This window comes from Ruegeria sp. HKCCA5929 (assembly GCF_013034525.1).
Taxonomy (GTDB): domain Bacteria; phylum Pseudomonadota; class Alphaproteobacteria; order Rhodobacterales; family Rhodobacteraceae; genus Ruegeria.
Map to the genome: position 1 here is coordinate 88,498 of NZ_WQGE01000005.1, position 23,089 is coordinate 111,586.

Annotated in this window: 24 protein-coding genes and 1 tRNA gene; 15 read left to right on the forward strand and 10 right to left on the reverse strand. The window is 55.5% G+C overall.

Annotated elements, in window-relative coordinates; translation table 11 throughout:
* The first annotated feature begins 1 nt into the window (after position 1).
* Both GOV90_RS13270 and GOV90_RS13275 read left to right on the forward strand, forming a co-directional pair.
* The gene (locus GOV90_RS13270; RefSeq protein WP_171090970.1) at positions 2 to 982 is read left to right on the forward strand and encodes a GTP-binding protein; all 981 of its coding nucleotides are present in this window, start codon (positions 2 to 4) and stop codon (positions 980 to 982) included.
* Between the two features lie 354 nt (positions 983 to 1,336).
* The gene (locus GOV90_RS13275) at positions 1,337 to 2,005 is read left to right on the forward strand and encodes a hypothetical protein (RefSeq protein WP_171090968.1); all 669 of its coding nucleotides are present in this window, start codon (positions 1,337 to 1,339) and stop codon (positions 2,003 to 2,005) included.
* A 333-nt stretch (positions 2,006 to 2,338) separates the two neighbouring features.
* On the opposite strand, the gene GOV90_RS13280 is transcribed toward GOV90_RS13275, so the two are convergent.
* A complete protein-coding gene (locus GOV90_RS13280; RefSeq protein WP_171090966.1) occupies positions 2,339 to 3,268 on the reverse strand; it encodes an autotransporter domain-containing protein in 930 nt (309 codons plus the stop codon).
* Positions 3,269 to 3,794: 526 nt separating this feature from the next.
* Between GOV90_RS13280 and GOV90_RS13285 the strand changes: the two genes are divergently transcribed.
* From GOV90_RS13285 to GOV90_RS13305, 5 genes are all read left to right on the forward strand, one after another.
* Entirely contained in the window at positions 3,795 to 4,133 is a 339-nt protein-coding gene (locus GOV90_RS13285; protein WP_171090960.1) for a hypothetical protein, read from the forward strand.
* Complete coding sequence (locus tag GOV90_RS13290; RefSeq protein WP_171090958.1) at positions 4,126 to 5,352, forward strand: HlyD family secretion protein; 1,227 nt, start codon at positions 4,126 to 4,128, stop codon at positions 5,350 to 5,352. Before GOV90_RS13285 ends, GOV90_RS13290 begins: the two co-directional genes overlap by 8 nt.
* A gap of 32 nt (positions 5,353 to 5,384) precedes the next feature.
* Positions 5,385 to 5,711 carry a potassium channel family protein gene (locus GOV90_RS13295; RefSeq protein WP_171172859.1) on the forward strand — a complete coding sequence of 109 codons (327 nt, stop codon included), beginning with the start codon at positions 5,385 to 5,387 and terminating at the stop codon, positions 5,709 to 5,711.
* 283 nt (positions 5,712 to 5,994) lie between these two features.
* Positions 5,995 to 6,231, forward strand: a complete 237-nt coding sequence (locus GOV90_RS13300) for a hypothetical protein (protein WP_171090953.1) — start codon at positions 5,995 to 5,997, stop codon at positions 6,229 to 6,231.
* Between the two features lie 76 nt (positions 6,232 to 6,307).
* Positions 6,308 to 6,664, forward strand: a complete 357-nt coding sequence (locus GOV90_RS13305) for a hypothetical protein (RefSeq protein WP_171090951.1) — start codon at positions 6,308 to 6,310, stop codon at positions 6,662 to 6,664.
* 339 nt (positions 6,665 to 7,003) lie between these two features.
* Here the strand turns inward: GOV90_RS13305 and GOV90_RS13310 are convergent.
* Positions 7,004 to 7,077, reverse strand: a tRNA-Cys gene (locus GOV90_RS13310).
* A gap of 226 nt (positions 7,078 to 7,303) precedes the next feature.
* Here GOV90_RS13310 and GOV90_RS13315 point away from each other — a divergent pair.
* The 3 genes from GOV90_RS13315 (at position 7,304) to GOV90_RS13325 (ending at position 10,315) form a co-directional block, all read left to right on the forward strand.
* The gene (locus GOV90_RS13315; protein ID WP_171090949.1) at positions 7,304 to 7,957 is read left to right on the forward strand and encodes a protein-L-isoaspartate O-methyltransferase; all 654 of its coding nucleotides are present in this window, start codon (positions 7,304 to 7,306) and stop codon (positions 7,955 to 7,957) included.
* 95 nt (positions 7,958 to 8,052) lie between these two features.
* Positions 8,053 to 9,471, forward strand: a complete 1,419-nt coding sequence (locus tag GOV90_RS13320; protein ID WP_171090947.1) for a TolC family outer membrane protein — start codon at positions 8,053 to 8,055, stop codon at positions 9,469 to 9,471.
* 73 nt (positions 9,472 to 9,544) lie between these two features.
* Entirely contained in the window at positions 9,545 to 10,315 is a 771-nt protein-coding gene (locus GOV90_RS13325; RefSeq protein ID WP_171090945.1) for a hypothetical protein, read from the forward strand.
* Positions 10,316 to 10,318: 3 nt separating this feature from the next.
* Here GOV90_RS13325 and GOV90_RS13330 read toward each other — a convergent pair whose 3' ends face one another.
* Entirely contained in the window at positions 10,319 to 11,776 is a 1,458-nt protein-coding gene (locus GOV90_RS13330) for a cobyric acid synthase (RefSeq protein WP_171090943.1), read from the reverse strand.
* 62 nt (positions 11,777 to 11,838) lie between these two features.
* Here GOV90_RS13330 and GOV90_RS13335 point away from each other — a divergent pair, with 62 nt between their 5' ends.
* Positions 11,839 to 12,408: a cobalamin biosynthesis protein CobQ gene (locus GOV90_RS13335; RefSeq protein WP_171090941.1), complete on the forward strand. Its 570-nt coding sequence runs from the start codon at positions 11,839 to 11,841 to the stop codon at positions 12,406 to 12,408.
* 81 nt (positions 12,409 to 12,489) lie between these two features.
* Here GOV90_RS13335 and GOV90_RS13340 read toward each other — a convergent pair whose 3' ends face one another.
* Positions 12,490 to 12,810 carry a DUF6280 family protein gene (locus GOV90_RS13340; RefSeq protein ID WP_171090939.1) on the reverse strand — a complete coding sequence of 107 codons (321 nt, stop codon included), beginning with the start codon at positions 12,808 to 12,810 and terminating at the stop codon, positions 12,490 to 12,492.
* Positions 12,811 to 13,028: 218 nt separating this feature from the next.
* Here GOV90_RS13340 and efp point away from each other — a divergent pair, with 218 nt between their 5' ends.
* On the forward strand, positions 13,029 to 13,592 hold the full coding sequence (gene efp / locus GOV90_RS13345) for an elongation factor P (RefSeq protein ID WP_170459112.1): 564 nt from the start codon (positions 13,029 to 13,031) through the stop codon (positions 13,590 to 13,592).
* Between the two features lie 52 nt (positions 13,593 to 13,644).
* Here the strand turns inward: efp and GOV90_RS13350 are convergent, their stop codons facing one another.
* Both GOV90_RS13350 and GOV90_RS13355 read right to left on the reverse strand, forming a co-directional pair.
* Positions 13,645 to 14,586 (reverse strand): ABC transporter transmembrane domain-containing protein, encoded by a 942-nt coding sequence (locus GOV90_RS13350; RefSeq protein ID WP_171090937.1) that lies wholly within the window; start codon positions 14,584 to 14,586, stop codon positions 13,645 to 13,647.
* 112 nt (positions 14,587 to 14,698) lie between these two features.
* Complete coding sequence (locus GOV90_RS13355; protein ID WP_171090935.1) at positions 14,699 to 15,436, reverse strand: folate-binding protein YgfZ; 738 nt, start codon at positions 15,434 to 15,436, stop codon at positions 14,699 to 14,701.
* 73 nt (positions 15,437 to 15,509) lie between these two features.
* On the opposite strand from GOV90_RS13355, the gene GOV90_RS13360 reads away from it, so the two are divergent.
* The 3 genes from GOV90_RS13360 to GOV90_RS13375 all read left to right on the forward strand — a co-directional run bounded on the left by GOV90_RS13360 (position 15,510) and on the right by GOV90_RS13375 (position 18,761).
* Positions 15,510 to 16,184: a TIGR04283 family arsenosugar biosynthesis glycosyltransferase gene (locus GOV90_RS13360; protein ID WP_171090933.1), complete on the forward strand. Its 675-nt coding sequence runs from the start codon at positions 15,510 to 15,512 to the stop codon at positions 16,182 to 16,184.
* 867 nt (positions 16,185 to 17,051) lie between these two features.
* The gene (locus GOV90_RS13370) at positions 17,052 to 17,822 is read left to right on the forward strand and encodes an alpha/beta hydrolase (protein WP_171090931.1); all 771 of its coding nucleotides are present in this window, start codon (positions 17,052 to 17,054) and stop codon (positions 17,820 to 17,822) included.
* A 99-nt stretch (positions 17,823 to 17,921) separates the two neighbouring features.
* A complete protein-coding gene (locus GOV90_RS13375; protein ID WP_171090930.1) occupies positions 17,922 to 18,761 on the forward strand; it encodes a DMT family transporter in 840 nt (279 codons plus the stop codon).
* Between the two features lie 15 nt (positions 18,762 to 18,776).
* Here the strand turns inward: GOV90_RS13375 and GOV90_RS13380 are convergent, their stop codons facing one another.
* The 4 genes from GOV90_RS13380 to parE form a co-directional block, all read right to left on the reverse strand.
* Complete coding sequence (locus GOV90_RS13380) at positions 18,777 to 19,058, reverse strand: hypothetical protein (protein WP_171090927.1); 282 nt, start codon at positions 19,056 to 19,058, stop codon at positions 18,777 to 18,779.
* A gap of 203 nt (positions 19,059 to 19,261) precedes the next feature.
* A complete protein-coding gene (locus GOV90_RS13385; protein WP_171090926.1) occupies positions 19,262 to 20,233 on the reverse strand; it encodes a UDP-glucuronic acid decarboxylase family protein in 972 nt (323 codons plus the stop codon).
* Positions 20,234 to 20,563: 330 nt separating this feature from the next.
* Positions 20,564 to 21,106, reverse strand: coding sequence for a hypothetical protein (locus GOV90_RS13390; protein ID WP_171090924.1), 543 nt, complete (start codon positions 21,104 to 21,106; stop codon positions 20,564 to 20,566).
* A gap of 12 nt (positions 21,107 to 21,118) precedes the next feature.
* On the reverse strand, positions 21,119 to 23,077 hold the full coding sequence (gene parE, locus GOV90_RS13395) for a DNA topoisomerase IV subunit B (RefSeq protein ID WP_171090922.1): 1,959 nt from the start codon (positions 23,075 to 23,077) through the stop codon (positions 21,119 to 21,121).
* Positions 23,078 to 23,089 lie beyond the last annotated feature (12 nt).

The window sequence follows — 23,089 nt, forward strand, 5'->3', positions numbered from 1 at the left end:
AATGATTGAATTTGGTTCGACTTCTGCGATCCCCGTAACGATCCTTACCGGCTTTCTCGGCGCCGGTAAGACAACGCTTTTGAACCGCATCCTGACAGGCAATCACGGGTTGCGGGTTGCAGTTCTGGTGAATGACTTTGGATCAATAAACGTTGACGCTGACTTGGTAGTCGGTCTCGAAGATGATGTGATGAGTCTTGCGAATGGCTGTGTGTGCTGCTCGATCCGAGATGACCTGATCGAAACGGTAGAGGCCGTTCTCGCCAGGCCTGAGAAACCGGAATATATCGTTCTTGAAGCAAGCGGCGTGTCGGACCCATCGTCAATTGCGATGACGTTTACGGATCAACGGTTCCGCGACATGATCCGCTTGGACAGCCTCATGTGTCTTGTCGATGCGGAACAATTGTTTGCCGCGCCGGAACAAATGGAACTGAAACTCCGACAAATTGCGTTTTCGGACATGGTAATTCTGAACAAGGTTGATCTTGTCGACAGGGCCACAGTTCAGAAGGTGCACGATTGGCTGGGGTCTCGATTCCGTCGATATCGATTGGTCGAAGCTGTCAATGCGGACGTCCCTCTGGACATACTTCTTTCTGTTGGTCGCTTTGCCGCCGAACAGCTCGAAACAGAAATACCTGATCATCGTGAACATGGGACAGATTGCGGTTGTCACCACTCTGATCATTCAGACAGCTTTTCAACTACCATGATGAAAGCTGACCGACCGATAAGCCTATCCTCTCTTCGTAGCGCTATTCGGAAACTTCCCGGAGATGTCTATCGTCTCAAGGGTTTTGTCTTCAGTGAGGAGGATCCGGATCATCGCATTCTTGTACAGGTTGTCGGAAAACGCATGGACATCGCAAGGGATGGTGCATGGGGCCACCGAAAACCCGAAACAAGGCTTGTTGCAATAGGTGCACCGGGAGCCCTTTCGGAGTACGAGCTTTCCGAAGCGTTGTTGGAACCTGCGTAGCGGCAAGTTCGACCAAATGTGTTTGCGTGTGTTATTTTAATTCCAACACGTAACAGCGCGGAAGCCCGCGGCACCGGAGACCAAATGGGGAGAATAACCTTATTGCTGAAGCAGTTTAGGAATTGGATTCAAGCGATCACACTGCTTGCACCTGCCACTGCGTTTGTGTTGTCAGGTACAACTGTATGCGCGCAAGGCGTCTCAAGTCGAGAACTTGAAGATACAACCCCAAACCTCGGATTGCCGAGTTCAGCCGGAGGACAAGAAGCCGAGTTGCTTTCTGCTTTCCATGGGCTCGAGGCGTTGCCCCGAGTGGCAAACTTCATTTGCAGAGGTTCCAGAGGCAAACACGGGATGCCTGTCATTTTTTCTACCCAGGTAGATCTGGAAACTCTGCAGGCAGGTGACTTCAGAGTTGAAACAAAGTCAGGCCAGATCGGAGCAATGCACTGCGCGTCTGTGTTGCCCGCTACCGACCCCGGGGAATTGCGCACGGTGCTTCTCATCGGGGATTTTGGGAACCTTCCCGACGATCCCCCCATCGAAGTCGAAGTTATTGGACACCTTAATTCCATCGACGGGACACTTGATTTTCGAGGTGCTACGGTAGCCGTAACTCCGCTGGAAGACGGGCCCTCAATGATCTTTGCCGAGGTTGTTGAGGATTGGACTTTGGTCGGAAACTTGGGGCCACGCCGAACCAGAGGAAGCCTTTGTCCAAGTGACAACACTGTTCAGGCCATTCGGGTAACTTGGGCGGGTGGCGTTACGCTGGCCAACGGCAAGGAACCGGGCGAGGTGGAACGTGATCTGTACAGTATCCTCGTAGAGGCCGAAGATGGATCTCAGCGCATTGTGACGCCCGCAGCGCTTGCTGATCTGGGCGACGGAGACAATAACCACATGCTCTGCCTCGATACAATGGATCGACCTATCTCGGTTTCCTTCCCAGCTGGCATTTTGACGGATCCGAATGATGATCTGAACCCTGAAACCAGCGTGTTTCTCACAAAAACCAATTAAGAAACCGCTTTAAATTTGTTCGATTGGACTCTTAGCTGAAAATGCTTGGCCGGGCCGGTTGCGGGCATTCCAGTGGTGAATGCGAATGAATGGATTTGTTCGCTAAGTTGCCGTTGTAAAGTTCGGTTTTGAAGGTCTGCTTCGGGCTGACTGCGGTCCTTTGAATTAAGAATGCGGTTGGCTGCAAAGTCCGCAAAGCTGTCACTCAGGCAGAACGTAGCGAACGGCTGCTCTGCGTCCGAAGCGGTCACTTTTCAACTCAGCGCACTTACAAGTCGCGGTTCAAGACGAAATTGGGCTCATCGGTTATTGTCAGGTTAGAGCAGCCTCGACTTAGAACCGCAGACCGAAGCCTATAGAAAAACCGGAAAATTCTTCGGCAACTATACCGTTTAACATTAAACGCCCCGCTTGCACGGCCGGTAGGCCGGTCAAGCGAGTATCAATCTCAAGTCCGAAACCAGCCGTTGCTAGCCAATCGGTATCAAGAACGGTTGCGCTGTCACCGTGATACAGCACGACACCGGCATCCAGAACAAGTTGCGTTGGGAGTTCGAAGAGTCTGACGTTGTCCAACGGATAGCGATGACGTGAGAACAAGGTTGTTTGATTGGAACTCGCACTTGCGTTCCCAGCCTGCGGCTCATTGATCGGGTTAAATTCCAAGAATGTTTGACGGACGCGATATTCCACTTGCCAGGGCCCAAATTGCGCCTCTCGGAAAATGCCAAGCGAAGCACCGATCCCGAATGCGTTTAAATTCCCATCGATCAATTCGTTGGAGTTAGATCTCGGGCCCAGCAGTGGAAAGTCGGCAAAAATGGCATCTGCAGTCACTTGGCCAAGTGAGAGATGTCCGACCGGCCGAATCTTCCATTCGTTAATCAATGGAAACTCCCAGCCGACGCCAACCGTTGCTGCCACGCTTGACCAAGTTACATCCAACTCAGTACCGGCAGCAATCTCTGGGAAGAAGATAACCGGGTTGTACTTTTGGTAGGCAACAAGACCCTCTAAATAAAGTCCGTTTTCAAATGGCTTGTACCCTCCTCGCAGCTGGGTCGAGCGTAGACTTTTGGTACCTCCGGAAGCATCAAGAAAAGAAAACGAGGATAAAGTCTCATTTGGAGTGGCAGCGATACTCAAGACAGACAAAGCCGCCCGTGCAGCAGCCTCGGAGGCATCAGGGTTTATACTTTGAGCAAAGGTTGGACTGGTCGTATTTGCAGCCGATAGTGCAGCGAAAGCAAGAATTCGTCTCAAGGTATTGGCTCATTTACCAGAAAAGAAAACCAAGCGATATCTCTTCATCTTAGCACTACAAGAGCAAGAATACCGCGCCTTTTGCTGTAAATATTTTGTTGTTAGACAATTTTGTCTGGTTTGTGACGCGTTTAGATAACCCGTTCGAGTTCTTTCTGGGTTGATGGATTGATGGGTTGATGGGTTGATCTCCCCAATTGATCGTTGCCGAAGCAAACGACGGCTTTGTCCGCAAAGCGGATGCTCATGCCAAGTGCAGCGAATGACCGCTACGAGCCCTGAGCGGTCATTACCGTGCCAGTTGAATGCTGCGGATGCATTCGGCAGCTGCGCCTCCAGAGCAGACTTTAGATTATTCTGATTAAATTCCCGGTAATTGATCTGTACTCCAATCTCAAAGCCCGGTGGTTTAGCCAAGTCTGAAATGATGCCTTTGAGAAAATTCCAAAGCCTCAAGTCAAATTGGTTTTCTTGATTTCAATCAGTTATATTCGAATGTGATCACTTGGATGCGGGGGGAAGACAGGTGAACAGTTCTATTTCTGATGAGGCAATGGGAAGGCTCCCGTTTTGGGTAACACCTCCGGGAGAGACAGACGGTTTTCTGATCGTTGTTGGATTGGTTCTAGTGATAGTGCTGCTGGGTTTTGGTGCACTCTACTTTACCGTACAGGCCATTCCCGACCGCATGGCAGCAGGTGCTCATAAGGTCCAAATGCAGTTGGTCGGTGTGCTTGGGTTGATCTCTCTCTTCACCCTGAACAACGCCTTTTGGATCGCGGCAATTCTGATCGCCGCCGTGCCGTTGCATGAAATCTTTCCACTTAAGACCGAAGTAGACGTCTCGGAGAGCGACGATGCTTGAGTTGGTCTTCTCTGCGCTGATCACAATCGTCCCGGATTATTTGTATCGCCGTTACAAACAGGGCAAGCGGTGGGGCCGCGAAATAACCCTTTTCAACGTCTGGTATGAGTTGCGGTGGGGTTTGACCGCCTGTGCAATACTGGCTGTGACGCTGATCACGGTGATCTTCTATTTCCATCCCTCAACGCGGAATGTCTCTGCTGCGTTTCGTACGGTTACCATTCTGTCGGATCGCGCGGGGCGGGTCGCGGAAGTCTACGTTGCCAATAATGACGACGTGAATGCTGGTGAGGCCATTTTCCGATTGGACACCACACGGCAGGAGGCAGCAGCGGAAACGGCTCAGCGTCGTATTGAGGAGATTGAGGCGGCATTGGGCCTAACTGCAACGGAAGTCGCGGGCGCCACCGCGCAGGTCGAGGCAACAGAGGCCAATCTTGCTCAGGCAACGAGCGATTTGGAGCGGCGTTTGGAGCTTGCGGAACGAAACAACGCCGTTGTTAGTGAGCAGGAACTGGAGCGCTTGCAAACAGCAGTGACCGGCGCAGAAAGTCAGCGCGCAGCCGCTATTGCCTCGCTAGACGGTGCCAAATTGCGCCTATCCACCCTTCTCCCTGCACAGCTTGAAACTGCGCGTGCGGTTTTGAGAGAGGCTGAGGCCGAGATATCAAAATCCACCGTGTTTGCCGAGGTGAACGGGACGGTAACGCAGTTTCTCCTAAAGCCCGGTGACATCGTTAATCCAATTCTACGCCCTGCCGGGATTTTGGTGCCAGAGGTCACGGGGCAGGGGCGTTTTATTGCGGCTTTCGGTCAGATTTCTGCCAGTGTGCTAAAGCCGGGTATGCTGGTGGAAATTACCTGTGCGTCCAAACCGTTAACCATAATTCCAATGGTTGTGGACGACGTGCAGGACGCGATTGCTGCGGGGCAGTTCCGACCGGGGGATGCGCTGCTGGATCAGCAGGATCGAGCGCGACCTGGTACAGTTACAGCGTTCCTAGCACCTATTTTCCCAAAGCATCTTGAGAGCATCCCGCCCGGTAGTGCGTGCGTTGGAGTTGCTTATACGAGCCGAGCAAAGGAAATCGACGCCGGTGAGATCACGGGCCTGTCTGCTTTCATCGCAAGGATTGTGGATGGCATGGGTATAGCAAATGCAATTGTCTTGCGGGCACAGGCCATTCTGCTTCCTGTTAAGACATTGGTATTCAATTAGGCCCCCAACTGGCAGAGAGGTAGAGTTTCGCCATGGGTTGCGACGCTAGCTACATTTGCACGTTTTTGTCGGTTTTCCTTTGGGACATGATCTATCTGTCACCGATACTTGTATTCTTGTTGGTCTTGGTGTGCATGCTGGGGGTATCAATTGGTCGGATCGAAGGCTGGTCGACCGGGCCGAGCGTTTACCATGCTTTCATTAACGCAACTACAGTTGGCTACGGAGACCTTAGGCCGGAGAAACCCGCAAGCCGGGCTTTGGCGGTTATCAACGCTTTTGTTGGGCTTATCTTTGCAGGCATTGTCGTAGGTATAGGTGTACATGCAGTCGAGACCTCGATGAATGTCGAATTTTAATTTGTGTAGGTTTCAAAAAACGAGAATGACCGGTTTGTCCGCGACTCGGACATTGGTCCAGCAATTCTCGCTGCACATTCCACCAACGTCCGCTTTTCCTTCTGCAGCGGGGCAGGTGGCCAATGTTGAAGGCGAAGCGGTACCACTGATCGTCTGCGATTGGGCAACGCCCTTATGAACCAGCATTGGTAACTGACTGAGTTGACTCCCGTTCCTTGAAGGCTCGCTCGTCAGCGTCGGTTTTTCGGACACCCTTCGGACGCAGCAGCCAAGGAGACCCGGAATGCAGATGCTCCGCTGGCTATTCGGCTCACGTGAGCCGGATTGTGAGAAACTGCTGGAGCGGACCGACGCCCATATTCGCATCGAGCGGGCCGGAGGCGATGTGATGGAGATCACGCCGAACTCTAGCGCCCGTCAAAAGAACGGTGGCGGCCCGCAAAAGCAGCATCACCAGAACGGCAACGGCCAGAGACCGAACGGCCAATCCGAACGCGACAACCAGCTCTTTCGACGTTGACCAGACCTGCTCCGGCCACTGTGCCGGGGCGGGTTTTTCGGACACCCGCAGGAAACAGGCAAAAAAGGAAAACACCATGTGTCTGGAAACTGGCGGCTGGCGCAGCGATACGTTCCGTGTCTGCGACATGGACGATTTCACGCGGTGGATCAGGCTCTGGCCCGAAGTGGATTTCGAGATGAGCAACGATGACACTGTTCGGCTCTACCCGGCCTGGGATCTCGACTATGCGCCGAACCTGCCCGACTATCGCTATGACGCGCGGGCAAGAGACTACGTCATCGATGAAGAGCGATACGAAGGCCTCTTTCTCGAAGAGCTATCGTGGTGTTTCGCTGTGGGCGAGACCTGCGTTCTGAAAGTCGCAGGTACCTCTTTAGGGGACGTGCATGTCTGCAGCATCGCGATTGCGGGCGGGAACGAACCACCGTAACTGCGGATCGTCAGCCTGAGCCTGAACGAATTCTATGGCCGCGCCGCAGATGAACTCGGGCAAAGCTGGCTGATGTTCACCTATGTCGCTGAATGAAGTTGCACCGCCGATGCTAGGCGGTGTAATACTTTTAATTCGCGTTCGCGATAGCCGTTCTGGATGCCGAAGTCTTTTGCGGGACCAGCCTCCACCTTCTCATGCGAAGGCCAGCGCAAGATACCCCCTGAAAACTACAAAAGTTTGTTCAGAGTGTGCTCGGGTTGAAAACCGGCGATAATGGTGAATGCCGATCGGGTGGGCATCTGCCAAAAAAATGTTCAATATTTATAGTTAGAGTTTTGGAGGCGAGTACCGGAATCGAACCGGTGTACACGGATTTGCAATCCGCTGCGTCACCACTCCGCCAACTCGCCTTTTCAAGTAAAATCAAATACTTGCCGTGGTGTGCTTGGGGTTTTAGCAGCTTTCCAGGAGGGCGTCCAGTGGATTGCGTACAAATTTGGCGACAAGAATGAATTTCGGATGAGCTGGTGCCGGATTATTTCGACACCTTGGCTGGGTTGCGGCAACAGGGCCGTTGCTGGTCGGGTCAGGATGTGGCACAAGCCGGACATCCATGGGAATGAGACGAGATATCCAATGACAGATTTCGCAGCCCGGCGCCGCACAATGGTTGATACACAGGTCCGACCCTCTGATGTCACCAAATTCCCGATCATCGAAGCAATGTTGAGCGTGCCACGCGAAAATTTTGTTCCAGATGCTCAGCGTGAAGCTGCCTACGTCGACGGTCTGATCGATATGGGCCAGGGGCGCGCTATGATTGAGCCGCGGACACTGGCCAAGATGCTGGATGCGTTGAACATTTCGAATGATGAGATGGTTCTCGATATCGCGCCGGCCATGGGGTATTCCACGGCGGTGGCTGCGCGCATGGCGCAGTTGGTCGTTGGAGTGGAAAGTAACGAAGCACTGGCGGCTGAGGCGCAAAGCCTTCTGGCCGAAGCAGATGTTGACAATGCCATCATTCATGTGGGCCCGCTGGAACAGGGCGTTGCCGAACATGGCCCCTACGACGTGATCATGGTGCAGGGCGGTGTCGAGCAAATCCCCGAAGGTTTGCTTGATCAGCTCAAGGAACACGGCCGAATCGCCTGTTTGTTTGTCGACGGCAACTTGGGGACGGTGCGGGTTGGTCGGAAGTCTGGCGGTCAGGTCAGCTGGCGCGACGCATTCAACGCCAGCGCACCGGTCTTGGAGAGTTTTTCGGCTGAGTGTGCATTTTCGCTATAGTCCGCCGATAGATTTTTCTTCCGCCTTGATTAGTTGAAAACAAGGCCGCAAACTGCCTGTAGGGCAGTGTAATTTCGTTTTGAGAGGATTTCGGTATGCGTGGTTCAGCGACAGGCAGGCTGGTCAAGGCATTCGCAGTGACCGCAGGGCTTGCCATGAGCGTAATGCCAGAGCGTGCAGCGTGGGCTGATAACATAACAGACGCCTTCATCGGTGCGTATAACACAAGCGGTTTGCTGGAACAGAACCGGGCGCTTTTGCGGGCTGCGGATGAAGATGTGGCCATTGCGTTGTCGGCGTTGCGGCCGATCATCAACTGGACGGTGCAGGTTAGCCAGGATTATACCCGCAGTCGGACCAGCAATGTGGTCACAACCAATGAGCCGTCGCGGTTTTTTACGGGTCTGACCCTGGGTCAGCTTCTGTATGACGGTGGGGCTTCGATTCTGGGCAAGCAATCTGCGCAGGAAACCGTGTTGTCGACGCGGCAAACTCTGATCGACATCGAACAACAGGTTCTGATCCGTGCGGCAAACGCCTATCTGGGCGTGTTGCTGCAAGAAGAAACCGTGGCGATCCGCCAGAACAACGTCGAAGTTTCGGCCGAAGAACTCAGAGCATCGAATGATCGCTTCGAGGTTGGCGAAGTCACGCGTACGGACGTTGCCTTGTCCGAAGCGCAGTTGGCGAGCTCGCAGGCGGATTTGGCGGTCGCGCGTGGTGAGCTGAGCATCGCGCAGGCAGAATATGTGAACGCGGTTGGCAAGGCACCGGGGCGTACAGCGGGACAGCCGAGTCTGCCCAACCTGCCGCGGTCCGAGGCTGAGGCCGTCAGTCTGGCGCAGCGCAACCATCCCGCGATTCTGTCAGCACAGCATCAGGTGCGCGCATTTGATCTGATCGTGCAGCAGCAGCGGGCCAATCTTGGACCGAACGTCAGCCTGAACGCTGACGCGGGGGTCACAGAAAGCTACGACAACGATGATTATATCAACGATGCGACTATCTCGCTGAACTTCAACCAGCCCATCTATGCTGGTGGTCGGTTGGCTGCGAATATACGTCGCGCAATGGCGACCCGGGATGCGTCGCGCGCGAACCTGTTGAATGTCCAAAAAAACATCACACAGGGCGTGACTGATCGTTATGCGGCGTTCCAGGCGGCCAGCGCCAGCCTCAGGGCATCGACTGAACGGGTTCGTGCCTCGCAAGTGGCGTTTGACGGGATTCGCGAAGAGGCAACACTGGGCGCGCGGACAACTCTGGATGTGCTGAACGCTCAGCAGGACTTGCTGGATGCGCAATTGGCCGAAGTTGCTTCACGCACTGAACGCTCGCGCGCGGCTTACCAGTTGTTGCAGGCTCAGGGTCTGCTGACGGCTGAACGTCTGGGTTTGGCGGTGCAGATTTACGATCCGACCTTGTATTACAACCTGGTCAAAAAGGCACCGGCACAGGTCAGCAAACAGAGCAAAGATCTGGATCGCGTCCTCAAAGCGTTGCGTCGGGACTGATCGGTCATACTATTTGTTGTGAGGTTGAGATTGTTTGGCTACACTCGATCCAAGGATAGAGCGGTAGAGAACAATGACTGATAACGTCGTAAAAGCAGGGATCGAAGACGTTCTGTCTTCGGTCAAACGTCTGGTAAGCGAAGACAACCGCGATAAATCCGTCTCGGATCAACAGCCTGTATCGAGAAAGCCGGGGCGGCTGGTTTTGACGGATGCTTTGCGTGTCAGCACGCCCAAGCAGACCAATGGGGTTCCCATCCAGACCGACTCGGACCTTAAGATGTCCGACTCGGCGAAACCCATGTTGCTGCGGGCCTGCGATATTGTGCAGGCCGGCGAGCCGGCCAACGCCGCAGAGGACGCGGCCGATGCGCCTAAACCTGCTCAGTCTGCGGATGCTGCCACCAGCTTAAGCGCTAAGATCGAAGCGCTGGAAGCGGCCATTGCACAAACAGAAGATCAATGGGAACCGGATGGCGACAGCGAAGATGCTTACTCGGGCACACCGTCGCAATCTTTGCCGTGGAACGTAGAAGCAGAATTTGCCGCAGCCGAGGCCGTCGGTTCCATTGACATTGAGCAAGCTGACGCGTCCGACGATGAGGGCGAAGCACACGTTCAAGCTGAGTTCATCCGCGCGCCGAGGACCGAGACCGAGGTGATCGCAGAGCCTGCAGTCGATGACAGAAGTATCGACATGGATGAAGAGGATCTGCGCGCCCTGATTGCCGAAGTTGTCAGGCAAGAGCTGCAGGGCACGATGGGCGAGCGGATCACGCGGAATGTGCGCAAGATGGTCCGGCGCGAGATTGCACGTGCCCTAGCCGCAAAAGATCTGGAGTAACGCCTAGCTGCGCCTAGGGGATTGGGAGAGGCTCAGCAGCAGATCAAGATCCATGTGGCGTTCCAAATGGTCTGCCAAGTCATCCAGAACCTGTTCGACGCCATCCTCATAAGCGACGTCCGAGGTCACGCCCAGCGTTGAAAGATAGCGCGCCCGGAACGTGTCAGACGAAAAGATACCGTGCAAATAGCTGCCCTTGATCCGTCCGTTGGCGCTGGCGGCACCTTCTGGTTTGCCTTCGACCTCCAGCCATGCACGGTCACAATCAGGTCCTTCAGTGTGTCCCATATGGATTTCATACCCGCTGACCGGATCGCGGTCGGGCAGGGCATGGGCCGAGCGTAAAATGACTTGCTTTTGTCCGCCCATCACAGTGTCGACATCCAGCAACCCCAAGCCTTCGACCTTGCCGGGTCTGCCGTCGACCCCATCCGGGTCGGAAATGGTTTTACCCAGCATTTGATAGCCGCCGCACAGGCCCAGAACGTGCCCGCCACGCCGCACGTGGCCGTAAAGGTCGATGTCCCAACCCTGCGCTCGAAAATAGGCCAGATCCCCGATGGTGGATTTGCTGCCCGGCAGCAGAACCAGATCGGCATCACCGGGCAGGGGGCGTCCGGCTGGGATGATCTCGACACTCACGTCTGGTTCAGCGGACAGCGGATCAAGGTCGTCAAAATTGGCCATCCGTTCCAGCTGAGGCACAACCACCTTGCACGTGCCGCCGGTATGAGAGCGAATGTCCATCATATCCTCAGCAGGCAATTTCCACGCGTCATGGAACCAGGGCACGACACCCAAGCAGGGCCAACCAGTACGGGCGGCGATGTCGTCACGCCCTTCGTCGAACAAAGACACGTCCCCTTTGAACCGGTTAACAGCAAAACCCCGGATCTGCGCCAGGTCGCCGCCGTCCAGCACAGCCTGAGTGCCGACGATCTGCGCGATCACGCCGCCACGATGAATGTCGCCGACCAGAACCACGGGAATACCTGCGGCGCAGGCAAAACCCATATTGGCGATGTCACCGTTGCGTAGATTGGTTTCAGCGGGGCTGCCCGCACCTTCGATCAGAACCAGATCCGCATCCGCACAAAGCCGGTCAAAGCTTTCCAGCGCGGCCCCCAGCAGCTTGGACTTATCCTTACGGTAGTCCCCGGCCTTCATCGTACCCGCGCGCTGCCCTTGAACGATGATCTGAGCACCGGTGTCCGTCTCGGGCTTCAGCAATATGGGGTTCATATCTGTATGGGTCGCCCGCTTCGCTGCACGGGCCTGAAGCGCCTGCGCGCGGCCGATCTCGCCCCCGTTTTCGGTGACGGCCGCATTGTTTGACATGTTTTGTGGCTTGAACGGAGCAACCCGCATACCCCGGCGCGTAAAGGCGCGCGCAAGCCCGGCCACAAGAACCGATTTTCCGACATTGCTGCCGGTGCCTTGAATCATGATGGCGCGAACCATGGGTTGTCTCCTATAAGTCAGGGCGCAGATGACTTGATTTGAGCGGGAAGGGAAAGCCCCCGATGAACACTCCAGCGCATCTTTTGATCGGGGCTGCCGCTTTTGCCCGACCGCCGCAGGGCCGCATCCTGTTGGCTGCAATGCTTGGGGCAGTGCTGCCGGATTTGTCCCTGTATCTCATGGTGGGAGTGTCGTTGTTTGTATTGGGCATTCCGGAACAGGTGGTCTTTGGGCAACTGTACTATTCGCAGGCCTGGCAAACCGTCTTTGCGATCGACAACTCCTTTATCCTTTGGGGGATTGTACTGTTTTTGGCAGTTTGGCGTGGCTGGCACGCCGTGGCTGTCGGAGCAGCGGCAGGTTTGTTGCACCTAGCGACAGATTTTGTGCTGCATGCGGGCGACGGGCGACCTCAATTCTGGCCTTTGAGCGATTGGGTGTTTCACAGCCCGGTCAGTTATTGGGACAGCAGTCACCACGCTTTGTGGGTCGCTCCGGTTTCTGCTGCAGTTTGTCTGGCTGCTTACGTCATGTTGTGGCAGCGCGGTCTGTCTGTCTGGGGCAAGTCCATGTTTGGCGTCATGCTGCTGGCCGAAGTTTGGGTGGCACGGCAGTGGTTGTTGTTTTTCTAGCCTTTGGGACATCGCGGCAGAGCATAGAAAAACGCGCTCTGGCGGACAGAGCGCGTTTTTTCTGTGCGAACTCGCTTAAGTTCAGGCGGCTTCTGCGTGCTGAGCGGCGTTGCGGCGCTCGCTTTCTTCACGGGACAGTGCGACCGAGGTCCGTACACCGCGACCAACGAACTCCATCAGTCCGCTGACAACCCGCTCGTTCGGGTCAATACCCGCGCAGGACAGAACTTCGCGCCCATCGCGCGAACGGGCCCAGCGGGCGATTTGTTCGGGGCCATTGCCGTATTTCTTGTCATCGGCGATAGCGTCATCGAGTGCAGCCAACACAACGGCCGCGAAAAGTTTGCGCGCACGATTGCCTTGCTCGTTGTTAAAGGCAGTGCCGTCAACGAAATCTCTCATCTCGTCTTCCTTGTTGTTCTTGCTCTTGCATTTTCGGCGTGAGGGTCCTTATGACCTATTAGGTGCGATTCGGATACAGCTAAAATGCATAGTTGCGTTGCGTCACTTGCATGGCTTGCTGCAAGTGCAGCACTAGGTGTCGTTGTCTTGTCAGGTGTGATCCCGCCAGATATAGGGACCGCAACTGATGCATCAACCGTTTGTGAAGGATTTATGTAATGCCCAAGATAAATGGGAACGAAATTCGCCCCGGCAATGTGCTTGAGCATAACGACGGCCTGTGGGCAGCGGTCAAGGTTGACCACGTAAAACCGGGCAAGGGTGGGGCGTTTGCTCAGGTCGAACTGCGCAACCTGCGCAATGGCTCAAAACTCAACGAGCGTTTCCGGTCTGCGGACAAGGTCGAGCGTGTTCGCCTTGAGCAGAAAGATCAGCAATTCTTGTACGAATCCGATGGGATGCTGGTGTTCATGGATGCAGAAACCTACGAACAGATTGAATTGCCGGCAGATTTGCTGGGCGAACGTCGCCCGTTCCTTCAGGATGGCATGACCATTGTCGTTGAATTCTACGAAAGCGAGGCGCTGAACGCGACGCTGCCGCAGAAAGTGACCTGCCAAATTGTCGAGACCGAGCCGGTCGTCAAAGGCCAGACCGCTGCAAACTCGTTCAAGCCTGCGGTGCTGGACAATGGCGTGAAAGTCATGGTGCCTCCTTTCATCGGTCAGGACGAAATGATCGTCGTGAACACCGAAACGATGGAATACTCGGAACGCGCGTGACGTTCCGTCACTTTGTGAAAGAGACCGCGCAGGCACCCGCCGCGCGGTTTTTTTACGCGTTAGGGCGGTAACGATAACGTGTTGGGTCGGGGCCAAACAGTTCCAGCATTAGTTCATACTTGATGCGATTGGCGCTGACCTGGCGATAAAAAGCGATCAGAAATGCGGTCGGCCCCTGAATTCGGCTAAGGCCACTGGTGGCGGCCACAACGGTGCCCACATCCGTTTTCCCCTGTAACACCAGATAACCGCCCAGCATCAGAATACCGACGGTACCGGCCCCATTGATCACGCTCAGCAGGAATTTGGCCGACAGTTTCCACAGGAACATACGTCGCCGTGTGTGGTAAATTTCGTCAAACATGGTGTTGATGTCCCGCTCGACCGCTTCGATATCCTCGGTCGTCAGCCGGTCTGTGGCACCGCGCAGGATGCGGACGCGCTCTGCCACGAAAGTGTTCACTTTGCGTTGCGACACCAGAACGATGATGATCTGCGGCACAATCATCGAAAAAGCGATCAGCCCAAGCCCCGGTTGCGTGGATGAAATATAGCCGATCACGCTGATCAACGTTCCAATCTGAACCACCGGATCCGAGAAAGCGCCGCCCGCGAACTTTCCCAACTCTTCAGCCTCGGCTGAAATGGCCGTGGTCATGGTGCCTTTGCGTAGGTCCTCGCCCGTTTCCTTCAGATCGGTTGAACGCCATAGCAGGCGCTGCCGGATCAGTCGGATCATGTCTTCACCCAAAGTGCCAGCACGGTATCCAAGGATCCATTTCAGCCCAAGGCTCAGCAGGATAACGGCCATCATACCAATACCCAATTGGATCAGCTTTTCAGTGCCGACATCATCTGCCGTCAGGTGGTTGACGATGTCGCGCTGAAACTCCAGCGGAACGGCGGCAAGCGCCGCAATGGCGATGGACAGCACGATGAGGATGATCTGCCGTCCGGCACTGGCGCGCCAAATCGCGGAATATAGTCGAAACATGGGTGTATCCGGTTTGACCTGTTTCCCTCAGTTTGGCAGGGCTGAGGAACAGGTTCAAACTTGGCGATATGTGCCGACGTGGAGTTCGTGCTGATTAGGCAACAAGCGGTACTTAGTCGGTCAGTCTCACCGTGGCCTCGCCCGCCTGCATTTCACCGCTTGCGCGGTCAAAACGCAGATAGGCAATCGCGTGGCCCCCGGATTGAGTGAACAGGGTGCCTGCCGGTTTGCCATTAGCTGTGATCTCGGTCCCCACGGGCGCGGTGCCGTCGACAGAGACCCTACGCAGACCCTTACGCAATTCGGTCTTGTGTTTCATGCGCGCGGTCACTTCCTGACCTACATAACAACCCTTTCTGAAATCCACGCCATTCAGCGCTTCGAACCCAGATTCGAGGATATAGCTGTCCTGGGTCAGCTCAGTACCCGCTTCAGGAATACAGTGTTGCACACGCAGTGCATCGAAATCTGTGCCATCATCCTGTTCGGGTGCCGCAGAATACATGCGCCAGCCCATGTCAGGGTGCCGCGGGTCGGGCAGGGCACTCTCGGGCGAGGAGCCGGTTCCGCGCTGCAGGTTCATATCGGTGCTTTCGATGGCCACGTCTGCTCGCAGTTTGTACATGTTCAGACGTTTGATCAGATCATCGGCAAGGTGCTCGGCCGCGTCCAGCAGAATGCCATCGCCATCACGCTTGAGGAAAAAGTCCGCCAGATACTTGCCTTGCGGCGTCAACAGCGCGGCATATACCAGCCCGTCATTCAAACCCTGAATGTCATTGGTGATCAGGTCCTGCAAAAAACTTTCGGTGTCCGAGCCGGTCAGGCGCAGGATGCGGCGGGTGGGCATGGCTTGGTCCTCGTCATTTCCCTTGGCCTCGTGATATAGGAAGATCCGCCGCCAAGACCAGAGGGTATCAGACGTGCCAGCCCCGATCTCTGTTGTTATTCCGACCCTAAACGCTGCCGATGCCTTGCCCGAGTGCCTTGGCGCATTGATGGAGGGACTGCATGCCGGGCTGATCCGGGACCTGATCATCAGCGATGGCGGGTCTGACGACCTGACACTGGAGATCGCGGAAGAGGCCGGAGCAAGGGTTGTCACAGGCGCGCCGTCACGCGGTGGGCAATTGCGCCGAGGTTGCGCAGAGCCCAATGGAGATTGGTTGCTGATCCTGCATGCTGACACTGTATTGGAAAGCGGCTGGAGCGAGGCGGTGAGCGCCCATCTATCCAGCAACGGACCTGCGGCCTTTCGATTGGCGTTTAAAGCGCGGGGTATTGCGCCGGGATGGGTCTCGGGCTGGGCCAATCTGCGCAGCCGGGTGTTCGGGCTGCCATATGGGGATCAGGGGCTTTTGGTGCCGCGTGATGTCTACCATGCCGCAGGCGGTTTTCCGGACCAACCCTTGATGGAAGACGTCGCCCTAGCGCGTCGATTGCCCCGGATCACACTTCTGGATGCACGGGCCTTTACGAGCGCGGAGCGGTATGAGCAGGCGGGCTGGATTCGGCGGGGTAGTCGGAACCTGTGGACTCTGCTGCGTTACTTTCTGGGGACGGATCCGCAGGTGTTGGCACAGGCGTATCGGCGATAAGTGTCGTACGTAGCTCGACCAGCGATTTCCCCAACCGGAACGGGGCTGCAAAGCTGACAAGGCACAAAGCTACGATTTGCAGAACCAGAATGTGGGCGTTGGCCTGCAAATATTCCCATTCGTCTTTCAATTTACCAACCTGTTCAATCAGGTCATCATAGCTTTGGGCCAGGATCAGGTAGTCCCCAGCAATGGCCGGTACTTTCCGGCGCATGTTGTTGATAGCTGTCTGCGTTTCGTCGTCCAGCGAGGTGAAGACCAGAAACTGGTCGATATCGAAGGCGTCAGCCTGCGCGGCAGCGCTGCGCATTTCATCCATGTCATCTTTGGCTTGGCGTCCGAACAGGAAATGCAGCCCCTGCAATGGGGCGACCTCATTGGTGACGGCAATGAACAACGGCAGTTCAGAATTGCTGGCGGTTGAAGCCGAGAGGAACTCGACTTTGTCGCATAAAACAGCCGTATCCGGGTCAAAGGCCGGATCACAAAAGCGCAGGCGAAACCGTGCCGCATCGCGATCAAAGGCCAGAGTGGCCGCATAGGCCACGTCGATCTGACGATCCAGCCGAGAGCTGTCGGAAGTGTAAAGCCCGGCCATAACCGCAACCAACGCCCCGATGCCGCCCAGAACGACCCAAACCAAGTCGGCCAGTTTCCACGCCCGATGCCCCGCTGGTTTTCGGAACAGAAACGCCGTACCGATCGATCCTATCACAAAAAACAGGATCAGCAGGGGCAGTTGGTTGTCGGTTACAAAGCTCATAGTCCCGATCTTAGGACCTGGCCTGCGTCCTGCAACAGGGATCACGGGCTGTTGTAACATCTTACCGGATGTTCATACTGATTGCAGAGCCACAGGAGATTTCGATGCCAAAAGAAATTGTTCTGATTCATGGGGCGTTTGCCGGACCCTGGTGCATGCAGGATTACGCAACTTTCTTTCGGGATCGGGGATGGACCGTACATACACCAGCCTTGCGTCACCATGGCGGTGATCCGAAAGCAGACACTGATCCCGGTCTGACGGAAACCAGCGTGTTGGATTATACCAATGACATAGCTGAATTTGTGCAGGGCCTGGGCAGCAAACCGGTTCTGCTGGGTCACGCCATCGCGGGTGTGGTTGCGCAACAGGTGGCCTCACGCGGTTTGGCCAGTGCTATTGTGTTGATTAACCCCAATGCACCCTGGGGCACTTTGCCGGAAACCGACGACGAACGCGCCGTGCCGCGGGCGTTGATGGAAGGTGGGGCCTTCTGGAAACAGCCCATGCGTGTCGAATTCGACCTGATGGCGCCTTTTGCGCTTAATAAAATGGACGAGGCTCAACAGCATGCTGTGTTCGATCAACTGGGGGCCGAAAGTGGGCGCGTGATGTTCGAAATGTTCTTTTGGATGTTCGACGACGATCACGCGATAAAGGTCGATTTCGAAAAGGTCGACTGCCCGGTTCTAGTCGTTTCGGGTGCAGAAGACCGGGCGGTTAACCCCGACACCTGCCGCGCCTTGGCAGAAAGGTACGGGGAACGTGGAACCTTTTTGTTGGTTCAGGACCACGCGCATTTTCTGTTTATGGAGCCCGGCTGGCAAGGGCCGGCGGAGCAAATCGTGAACTGGCTTGGTCAGCAGCCTGTGTGAAACCGGGTTGACAAAAATCGGCGTTTTGGCCGAGATCGTGCCAAGTGAATAGGGCCACAGACCCTTTTTACGCATAATATCTGCGGGAAAGGTCCGGGCATGACCCTGTTTGTCATCCTTATCATTCTGTCTGCGGCACTGCTGCATGCGGTTTGGAACGCCATCGTCAAGACAGCGGCGGATCGCACGACGATGTTGGGCCTTGTCGCTTTGGGCCACGTGTTGCCAGCAGCCGTGATGGTGATGGTCCTGCCATTGCCCAGTGCTGAAAGCTTTGTCTACATCCTGATCTCGACCGTTGTGCATTTCGGGTATTACTTCATGCTGGGCAAAGCTTATCAGCATGGCGATCTGAGTGTGGTCTACCCCATTGCGCGGGGAATCGTTCCGGCGCTGGTTTCGCTTTGGGCGATGGTTCTGGTGGGCGAGGTGCTGCCATTGCAGGCATGGGGTGGCATTGCACTGATTGCATTTGGCATTCAGCTGAGCAGCTGGAAAGCGCTGCGCTCGGGGGTCGGACGCAGCGCGCTTGGCTTTGCGCTGGGCACCGGGTTCTGCATTTCGATCTACTCGGTTGTGGATGGGATCGGCGTCCGGCTTTCGGGCAATACGCTCAGCTATTGGGCCTGGGGGGCTTTCCTGCATCTGTTCATTGCAGGCTTTGTCGGAATTAAGAAACGCGATACCCTCAAATTCTTGCCGACCAAGGTCTGGATGACAGGCATTCTGGGCGGGCTGGTTTCGATGACCGCCTATGGGCTGGTGCTGTATGCTAAGAACTTTGCACCACTGGGCGCGGTCTCGGCGCTGCGGGAAACCTCAGTCATCTTTGCTGCGCTGATCGGGTTCATCTTCCTGAAGGAAGGCAACTGGATACGACGGCTGGGGGCCGCCGTACTTATGGCCTTAGGCGTTGCCTTGATTGGGCTCGCCGTCTGATCGCGTTAGCAGGGCTTAGTTGTTGGTCGAGAACGTGCTCTGCGGTTTCCATTTCAGGGTCCCGTCGCTGTTGCGGTGGCAGCGCAGCAGGCGTTCCTGAACCGTGGTGATCGTCGAGGTAACAGTATTATCGCCGACCATCAGGACAAACGCGTCCTCGGAATAAGCCATACCATCATAATAGCAAAAACGGGTCTCGGCCCCGTCCGGAATCGGGGATGCAGTGCTGAGCATCTGCTGCGCAGGGGCTTGTGAGGCCAGCAGGGTCAGAGCCAGTCCGAAGGTTAGTGCTTTCATGTCGTCCTCCCGTCTAAAAATCGTAGTCGGTAAAAGAAATTGGACGCCCGGACCTCAAGCAATTGTTGTTATGTTGCGGTAAGTGTGAACGAGATCAAAGGTTTAGGCAACGAGAAATTGCCATCGCCCCTGCGTGCCAGCCTGTTGATGCCTGGGCGCAGACCTGAGCAATCCTGGCCAATTGGGGGAAAGCAGCCCCTTGTTCAGTGGGACGCGGCTTCTGACTGTAGCTCTCTGAAATAGCTGATTGTGGACGACAACCCTTCTTTCAACTGCACCTTGGGTTCCCAGTTCAGCACGCTCCGCGCCAGAGTGATGTCGGGCTGGCGTTGCTTGGGGTCGTCCTGTGGCAGGTCCTTGAAACTGATCGGTGTGTCGGTGCCCACAAGCGCCTGCACCTCACTGGCCAGTTCGTTCATCGAGAATTCATTGGGATTGCCCAGATTGACCGGGCCTGTGACATCCTTGTCGGTGTCCATCAGGCGAATGAACCCTTCGATCAGATCATCCACGTAACAGAATGACCGGGTCTGCGTGCCGTCGCCAAAGATTGTGATCGGCTGACCGGTCAGCGCCTGCATGATGAAGTTCGACACGACGCGCCCATCGGCGGGGTGCATTCGCGGGCCGTACGTGTTGAAGATGCGGGCCACCTTGATCTCCAACCCCATCTGCCGGTGATAGTCGAAGAACAACGTCTCGGCGCAGCGCTTGCCCTCGTCATAGCACGAGCGCGGACCAACCGGGTTGACGTTGCCCCAATAATCTTCAGTCTGCGGATGAATAGTAGGATCGCCATAGACCTCAGAAGTTGAGGCCTGAAAAATCTTGCATTTCAGCCGCTTCGCCAGACCCAGCATGTTGATCGCGCCGTGAACGCTGGTCTTGGTCGTCTGCACCGGGTCGTGTTGATAGTGCACGGGCGAGGCCGGGCAGGCGAGGTTATAGATCTCGTCGACCTCCACAAACAGAGGGAAGGTCACATCATGGCGCATGAACTCGAACCGCGGGTTGTTGTGCAGATGGTCGATATTGCGTTTGGTGCCGGTGAACAGGTTGTCGACGCACAAAACCTCATGCCCCTGATCCAGAAGCCGGTCGCACAGATGCGAGCCCAGAAACCCGGCCCCACCGGTTACGAGAACACGTTTTCGACTGTCATAAAGGCGGGCCATTGCAAATCCTTAATCGTTAAATCCAAGCCAGCTTGTCACTGGGAAGCCGGGTCTTGGTTTGATTAGTAAACCGAAGATGTTTGAATTGCAGTAGATTTTGGTTTTTTGAGGGCGCGTGTGGTGTCGGTGCGTTTCTAGTTCACGCAAGATATTAGGAGCGGCTTCATGCACGTTTGACCCGCTCACATGGCTTTGCGATAGGTTTGTACCGCGGCAGCAGAAGAGCTGATATCCTATTTACTTTCCAATCGTATGCGGTGAGAAGTTGTTTCACCCTCGTAGTGGAGAGTATTGAAAATACTGGTTCTTCTTACAAGTTTTCACGTTTTATCAATTTAGATACGCTTTCAGTGCGTTGCTGTTCCAAAACGCTACAAAGGCCAGTGCTATCGGTGTAAGTACTTGCGCAAAGAAAAAGTACTGCATGTCGGCATAGCTGGCGATATTTCTAATCCTCCTGAAACGCTTGGTTAGACTATGTAGAAGCTCCTCCGAACTAAGGTTATTTGGCCTCAACATAGCTGGTACCAAGTCAGTTTCCGCGACGGTGTAAGTCTTTGATGAGGCCATGTCATCGTAGATTTTTTTCAATCGCTCAGATGGGGTTCCAGACTCATAGCGAGTCAGTAAAGTGCTTTCATAAACCGAAGCTCCCTCTGCCAGCAATTTCAATAAGAAAACAGAGAAAAAATAAAGCAAGCTCAGCTTTAGAAGAACAATTAAATTCGCAATGTCGAACTTTGCTTCAAGTCCCAGAATTTTCAGTGTTTGGTTGGAGAACTCAAAAGTCGACGCTAACAAAATTGACACCGAAGTGATGATCACTGCTTTTCTAGATTTCTTAAAGTCATCATGGTCTAAATATTGTATCATAACTACTGTTTCCTAAACATCCAACTCCTCCACGAACCGCGCGTTCTCCTGAATATACTGGAACCGCAGTTCGGGTTTCTTGCCCATCAGACGCTCGACCAGATCGCCGGTCTCGCCGGGTTCGTCCTCGTCGATGGTGACCCGGATCAGTTTCCGGGATTTGGGGTCCATCGTGGTCTCTTTCAGGTCCTTGGCGTCCATCTCGCCCAGACCCTTGAAGCGCGACACGTCGATCTTGCCCTTGCCGCCCAGACCTTTCTCAAGCCACTCGTCGCGCTCGGCCTCGTCCAGACAATAGACGCGTTTGGCGCCTTGGGTCAGGCGATACAGAGGCGGGCAGGCTAGGTACAGGTGGCCCGCGTCGATCATCGGCCGCATCTGGGTGAAGAAGAACGTCATCAGCAGCGAGGCGATATGCGCCCCGTCCACATCCGCGTCGGTCATGATGATGACCTTGTCATAGCGCAGGTCGTCGACGTTGAACTTGGTGCCAAGGCCGACACCCAGCGCCTGGGTCAGATCGTTGATTTCGGCATTGGTGCCCAGTTTCGAACTGGCCGCGCCCAGCACGTTCAAGATCTTGCCGCGCAGGGGCAGCAGGGCCTGTGTTTTGCGATCGCGACCCATTTTCGCAGACCCGCCCGCAGAATCGCCCTCGACGATGAATAATTCCGTGCCGTCCCGTGTTGAACTACTACAGTCCACCAGCTTGCCGGGGAGACGAAGTTTCTTAGTGGCGGACTTGCGTTGTGTTTCCTTCTCGGCCCGTCTGCGCAGGCGTTCTTCGGCTCTCAATATGAGGAAGTCGAGGATCGCCCCTGCAGATTTCGTATCCGCGGCCAACCAGTTGTCGAAATGGTCGCGGACCGAGTTTTCGACCAGCCGTTGCGCTTCGACCGTGGCGAGGCGGTCTTTGGTCTGGCCCACGAATTCCGGTTCACGGATAAAGCAGGACACCAGCGCGCAGCCGCCAGTGATCAGGTCATCGCGAGTGATCTGACCGGCCTTCTTGTTGTTGATCAGCTCGCCGTACGCCTTGATCCCCTTGAGGATCGCGGCCCAGAACCCCGCCACATGGGTGCCGCCTTCGGGCGTGGGGACGGTGTTACAGTAGGACTGGATGAACCCGTCGCGCGAGGGCGTCCAGTTGATCGCCCACTCGACCTTACCGGGGGTGCCGAATTTTTCATTGAAATCCACAGTGCCCGCAAAAGGTTGCTCGGCATAGGTGGACGAGCCGTTCATCGTCTCTTTCAGATAATCCGACAGACCGCCGGGGAAGTGGAAGGTGGCTTCGGTCGGTGTTTCACCGTCGTCGATGGCGGATTTCCAGCGGATTTCAACGCCCGAGAACAGGTAGGCTTTGGAGCGGATGGATTTGAACAGGCGTGCGGGTTTGAACCGGTGATGGCCGAAAATGTCAGGATCGGCGTGGAAGGTCACCATGGTGCCGCGCCGGTTGGGGGCCGCGCCGACCTTTTCCACGGGGCCCAGCGGCACACCGCGCGAGAACCGCTGTTCGAACAGCGTCTTGTCGCGCGCCACCTGCACGACCATCGAATCTGACAAGGCATTGACCACGGATGCACCCACACCATGCAGACCGCCCGAGGTCTGATACGCCTTGCCCGAGAACTTACCACCCGCGTGCAGGGTGCACAGGATAACCTCAAGCGCGGATTTGTCGGGAAACTTGGGGTGCGGATCAATCGGAATGCCGCGCCCGTTGTCGCGCACGGTCAGCGCGTAATCCGCGTGCAGCTCGACCTCGATCCGGTTGGCATGGCCCGCGACTGCCTCGTCCATCGAGTTGTCTAGGATTTCAGCCACCATATGGTGCAGCGCGCGCTCATCGGTGCCGCCGATATACATGCCGGGGCGTTTGCGGACCGGTTCCAGACCTTCAAGCACCTCGATCGAGGAGGCGTCATAGGTATTGGTCGCTTCGGGCGTCAACAGATCGTCGGGCATATGGGCTGCTCT

What these genes read in the sequence shown, in the direction of transcription:
- GOV90_RS13370 (WP_171090931.1), top strand. Translation starts at nt 17,052, where the DNA reads ATGCCAAAAGAAATTGTTCTGATTCATGGGGCGTTTGCCGGACCCTGG.
- GOV90_RS13375 (WP_171090930.1), top strand. Translation starts at nt 17,922, where the DNA reads ATGACCCTGTTTGTCATCCTTATCATTCTGTCTGCGGCACTGCTGCAT.
- GOV90_RS13335 (WP_171090941.1), top strand. Translation starts at nt 11,839, where the DNA reads ATGAACACTCCAGCGCATCTTTTGATCGGGGCTGCCGCTTTTGCCCGA.
- GOV90_RS13295 (WP_171172859.1), top strand. Translation starts at nt 5,385, where the DNA reads ATGGGTTGCGACGCTAGCTACATTTGCACGTTTTTGTCGGTTTTCCTT.
- GOV90_RS13325 (WP_171090945.1), top strand. Translation starts at nt 9,545, where the DNA reads ATGACTGATAACGTCGTAAAAGCAGGGATCGAAGACGTTCTGTCTTCG.
- GOV90_RS13355 (WP_171090935.1), bottom strand. Translation starts at nt 15,436, where the DNA reads ATGCCCACCCGCCGCATCCTGCGCCTGACCGGCTCGGACACCGAAAGT.
- GOV90_RS13290 (WP_171090958.1), top strand. Translation starts at nt 4,126, where the DNA reads ATGCTTGAGTTGGTCTTCTCTGCGCTGATCACAATCGTCCCGGATTAT.
- GOV90_RS13320 (WP_171090947.1), top strand. Translation starts at nt 8,053, where the DNA reads ATGCGTGGTTCAGCGACAGGCAGGCTGGTCAAGGCATTCGCAGTGACC.
- parE (WP_171090922.1), bottom strand. Translation starts at nt 23,077, where the DNA reads ATGCCCGACGATCTGTTGACGCCCGAAGCGACCAATACCTATGACGCC.
- GOV90_RS13270 (WP_171090970.1), top strand. Translation starts at nt 2, where the DNA reads ATGATTGAATTTGGTTCGACTTCTGCGATCCCCGTAACGATCCTTACC.
- GOV90_RS13330 (WP_171090943.1), bottom strand. Translation starts at nt 11,776, where the DNA reads ATGGTTCGCGCCATCATGATTCAAGGCACCGGCAGCAATGTCGGAAAA.
- GOV90_RS13275 (WP_171090968.1), top strand. Translation starts at nt 1,337, where the DNA reads ATGCCTGTCATTTTTTCTACCCAGGTAGATCTGGAAACTCTGCAGGCA.
- GOV90_RS13305 (WP_171090951.1), top strand. Translation starts at nt 6,308, where the DNA reads ATGTGTCTGGAAACTGGCGGCTGGCGCAGCGATACGTTCCGTGTCTGC.
- GOV90_RS13315 (WP_171090949.1), top strand. Translation starts at nt 7,304, where the DNA reads ATGACAGATTTCGCAGCCCGGCGCCGCACAATGGTTGATACACAGGTC.
- GOV90_RS13380 (WP_171090927.1), bottom strand. Translation starts at nt 19,058, where the DNA reads ATGAAAGCACTAACCTTCGGACTGGCTCTGACCCTGCTGGCCTCACAA.
- GOV90_RS13300 (WP_171090953.1), top strand. Translation starts at nt 5,995, where the DNA reads ATGCAGATGCTCCGCTGGCTATTCGGCTCACGTGAGCCGGATTGTGAG.
- GOV90_RS13350 (WP_171090937.1), bottom strand. Translation starts at nt 14,586, where the DNA reads ATGTTTCGACTATATTCCGCGATTTGGCGCGCCAGTGCCGGACGGCAG.
- efp (WP_170459112.1), top strand. Translation starts at nt 13,029, where the DNA reads ATGCCCAAGATAAATGGGAACGAAATTCGCCCCGGCAATGTGCTTGAG.
- GOV90_RS13340 (WP_171090939.1), bottom strand. Translation starts at nt 12,810, where the DNA reads ATGAGAGATTTCGTTGACGGCACTGCCTTTAACAACGAGCAAGGCAAT.
- GOV90_RS13390 (WP_171090924.1), bottom strand. Translation starts at nt 21,106, where the DNA reads ATGATACAATATTTAGACCATGATGACTTTAAGAAATCTAGAAAAGCA.
- GOV90_RS13385 (WP_171090926.1), bottom strand. Translation starts at nt 20,233, where the DNA reads ATGGCCCGCCTTTATGACAGTCGAAAACGTGTTCTCGTAACCGGTGGG.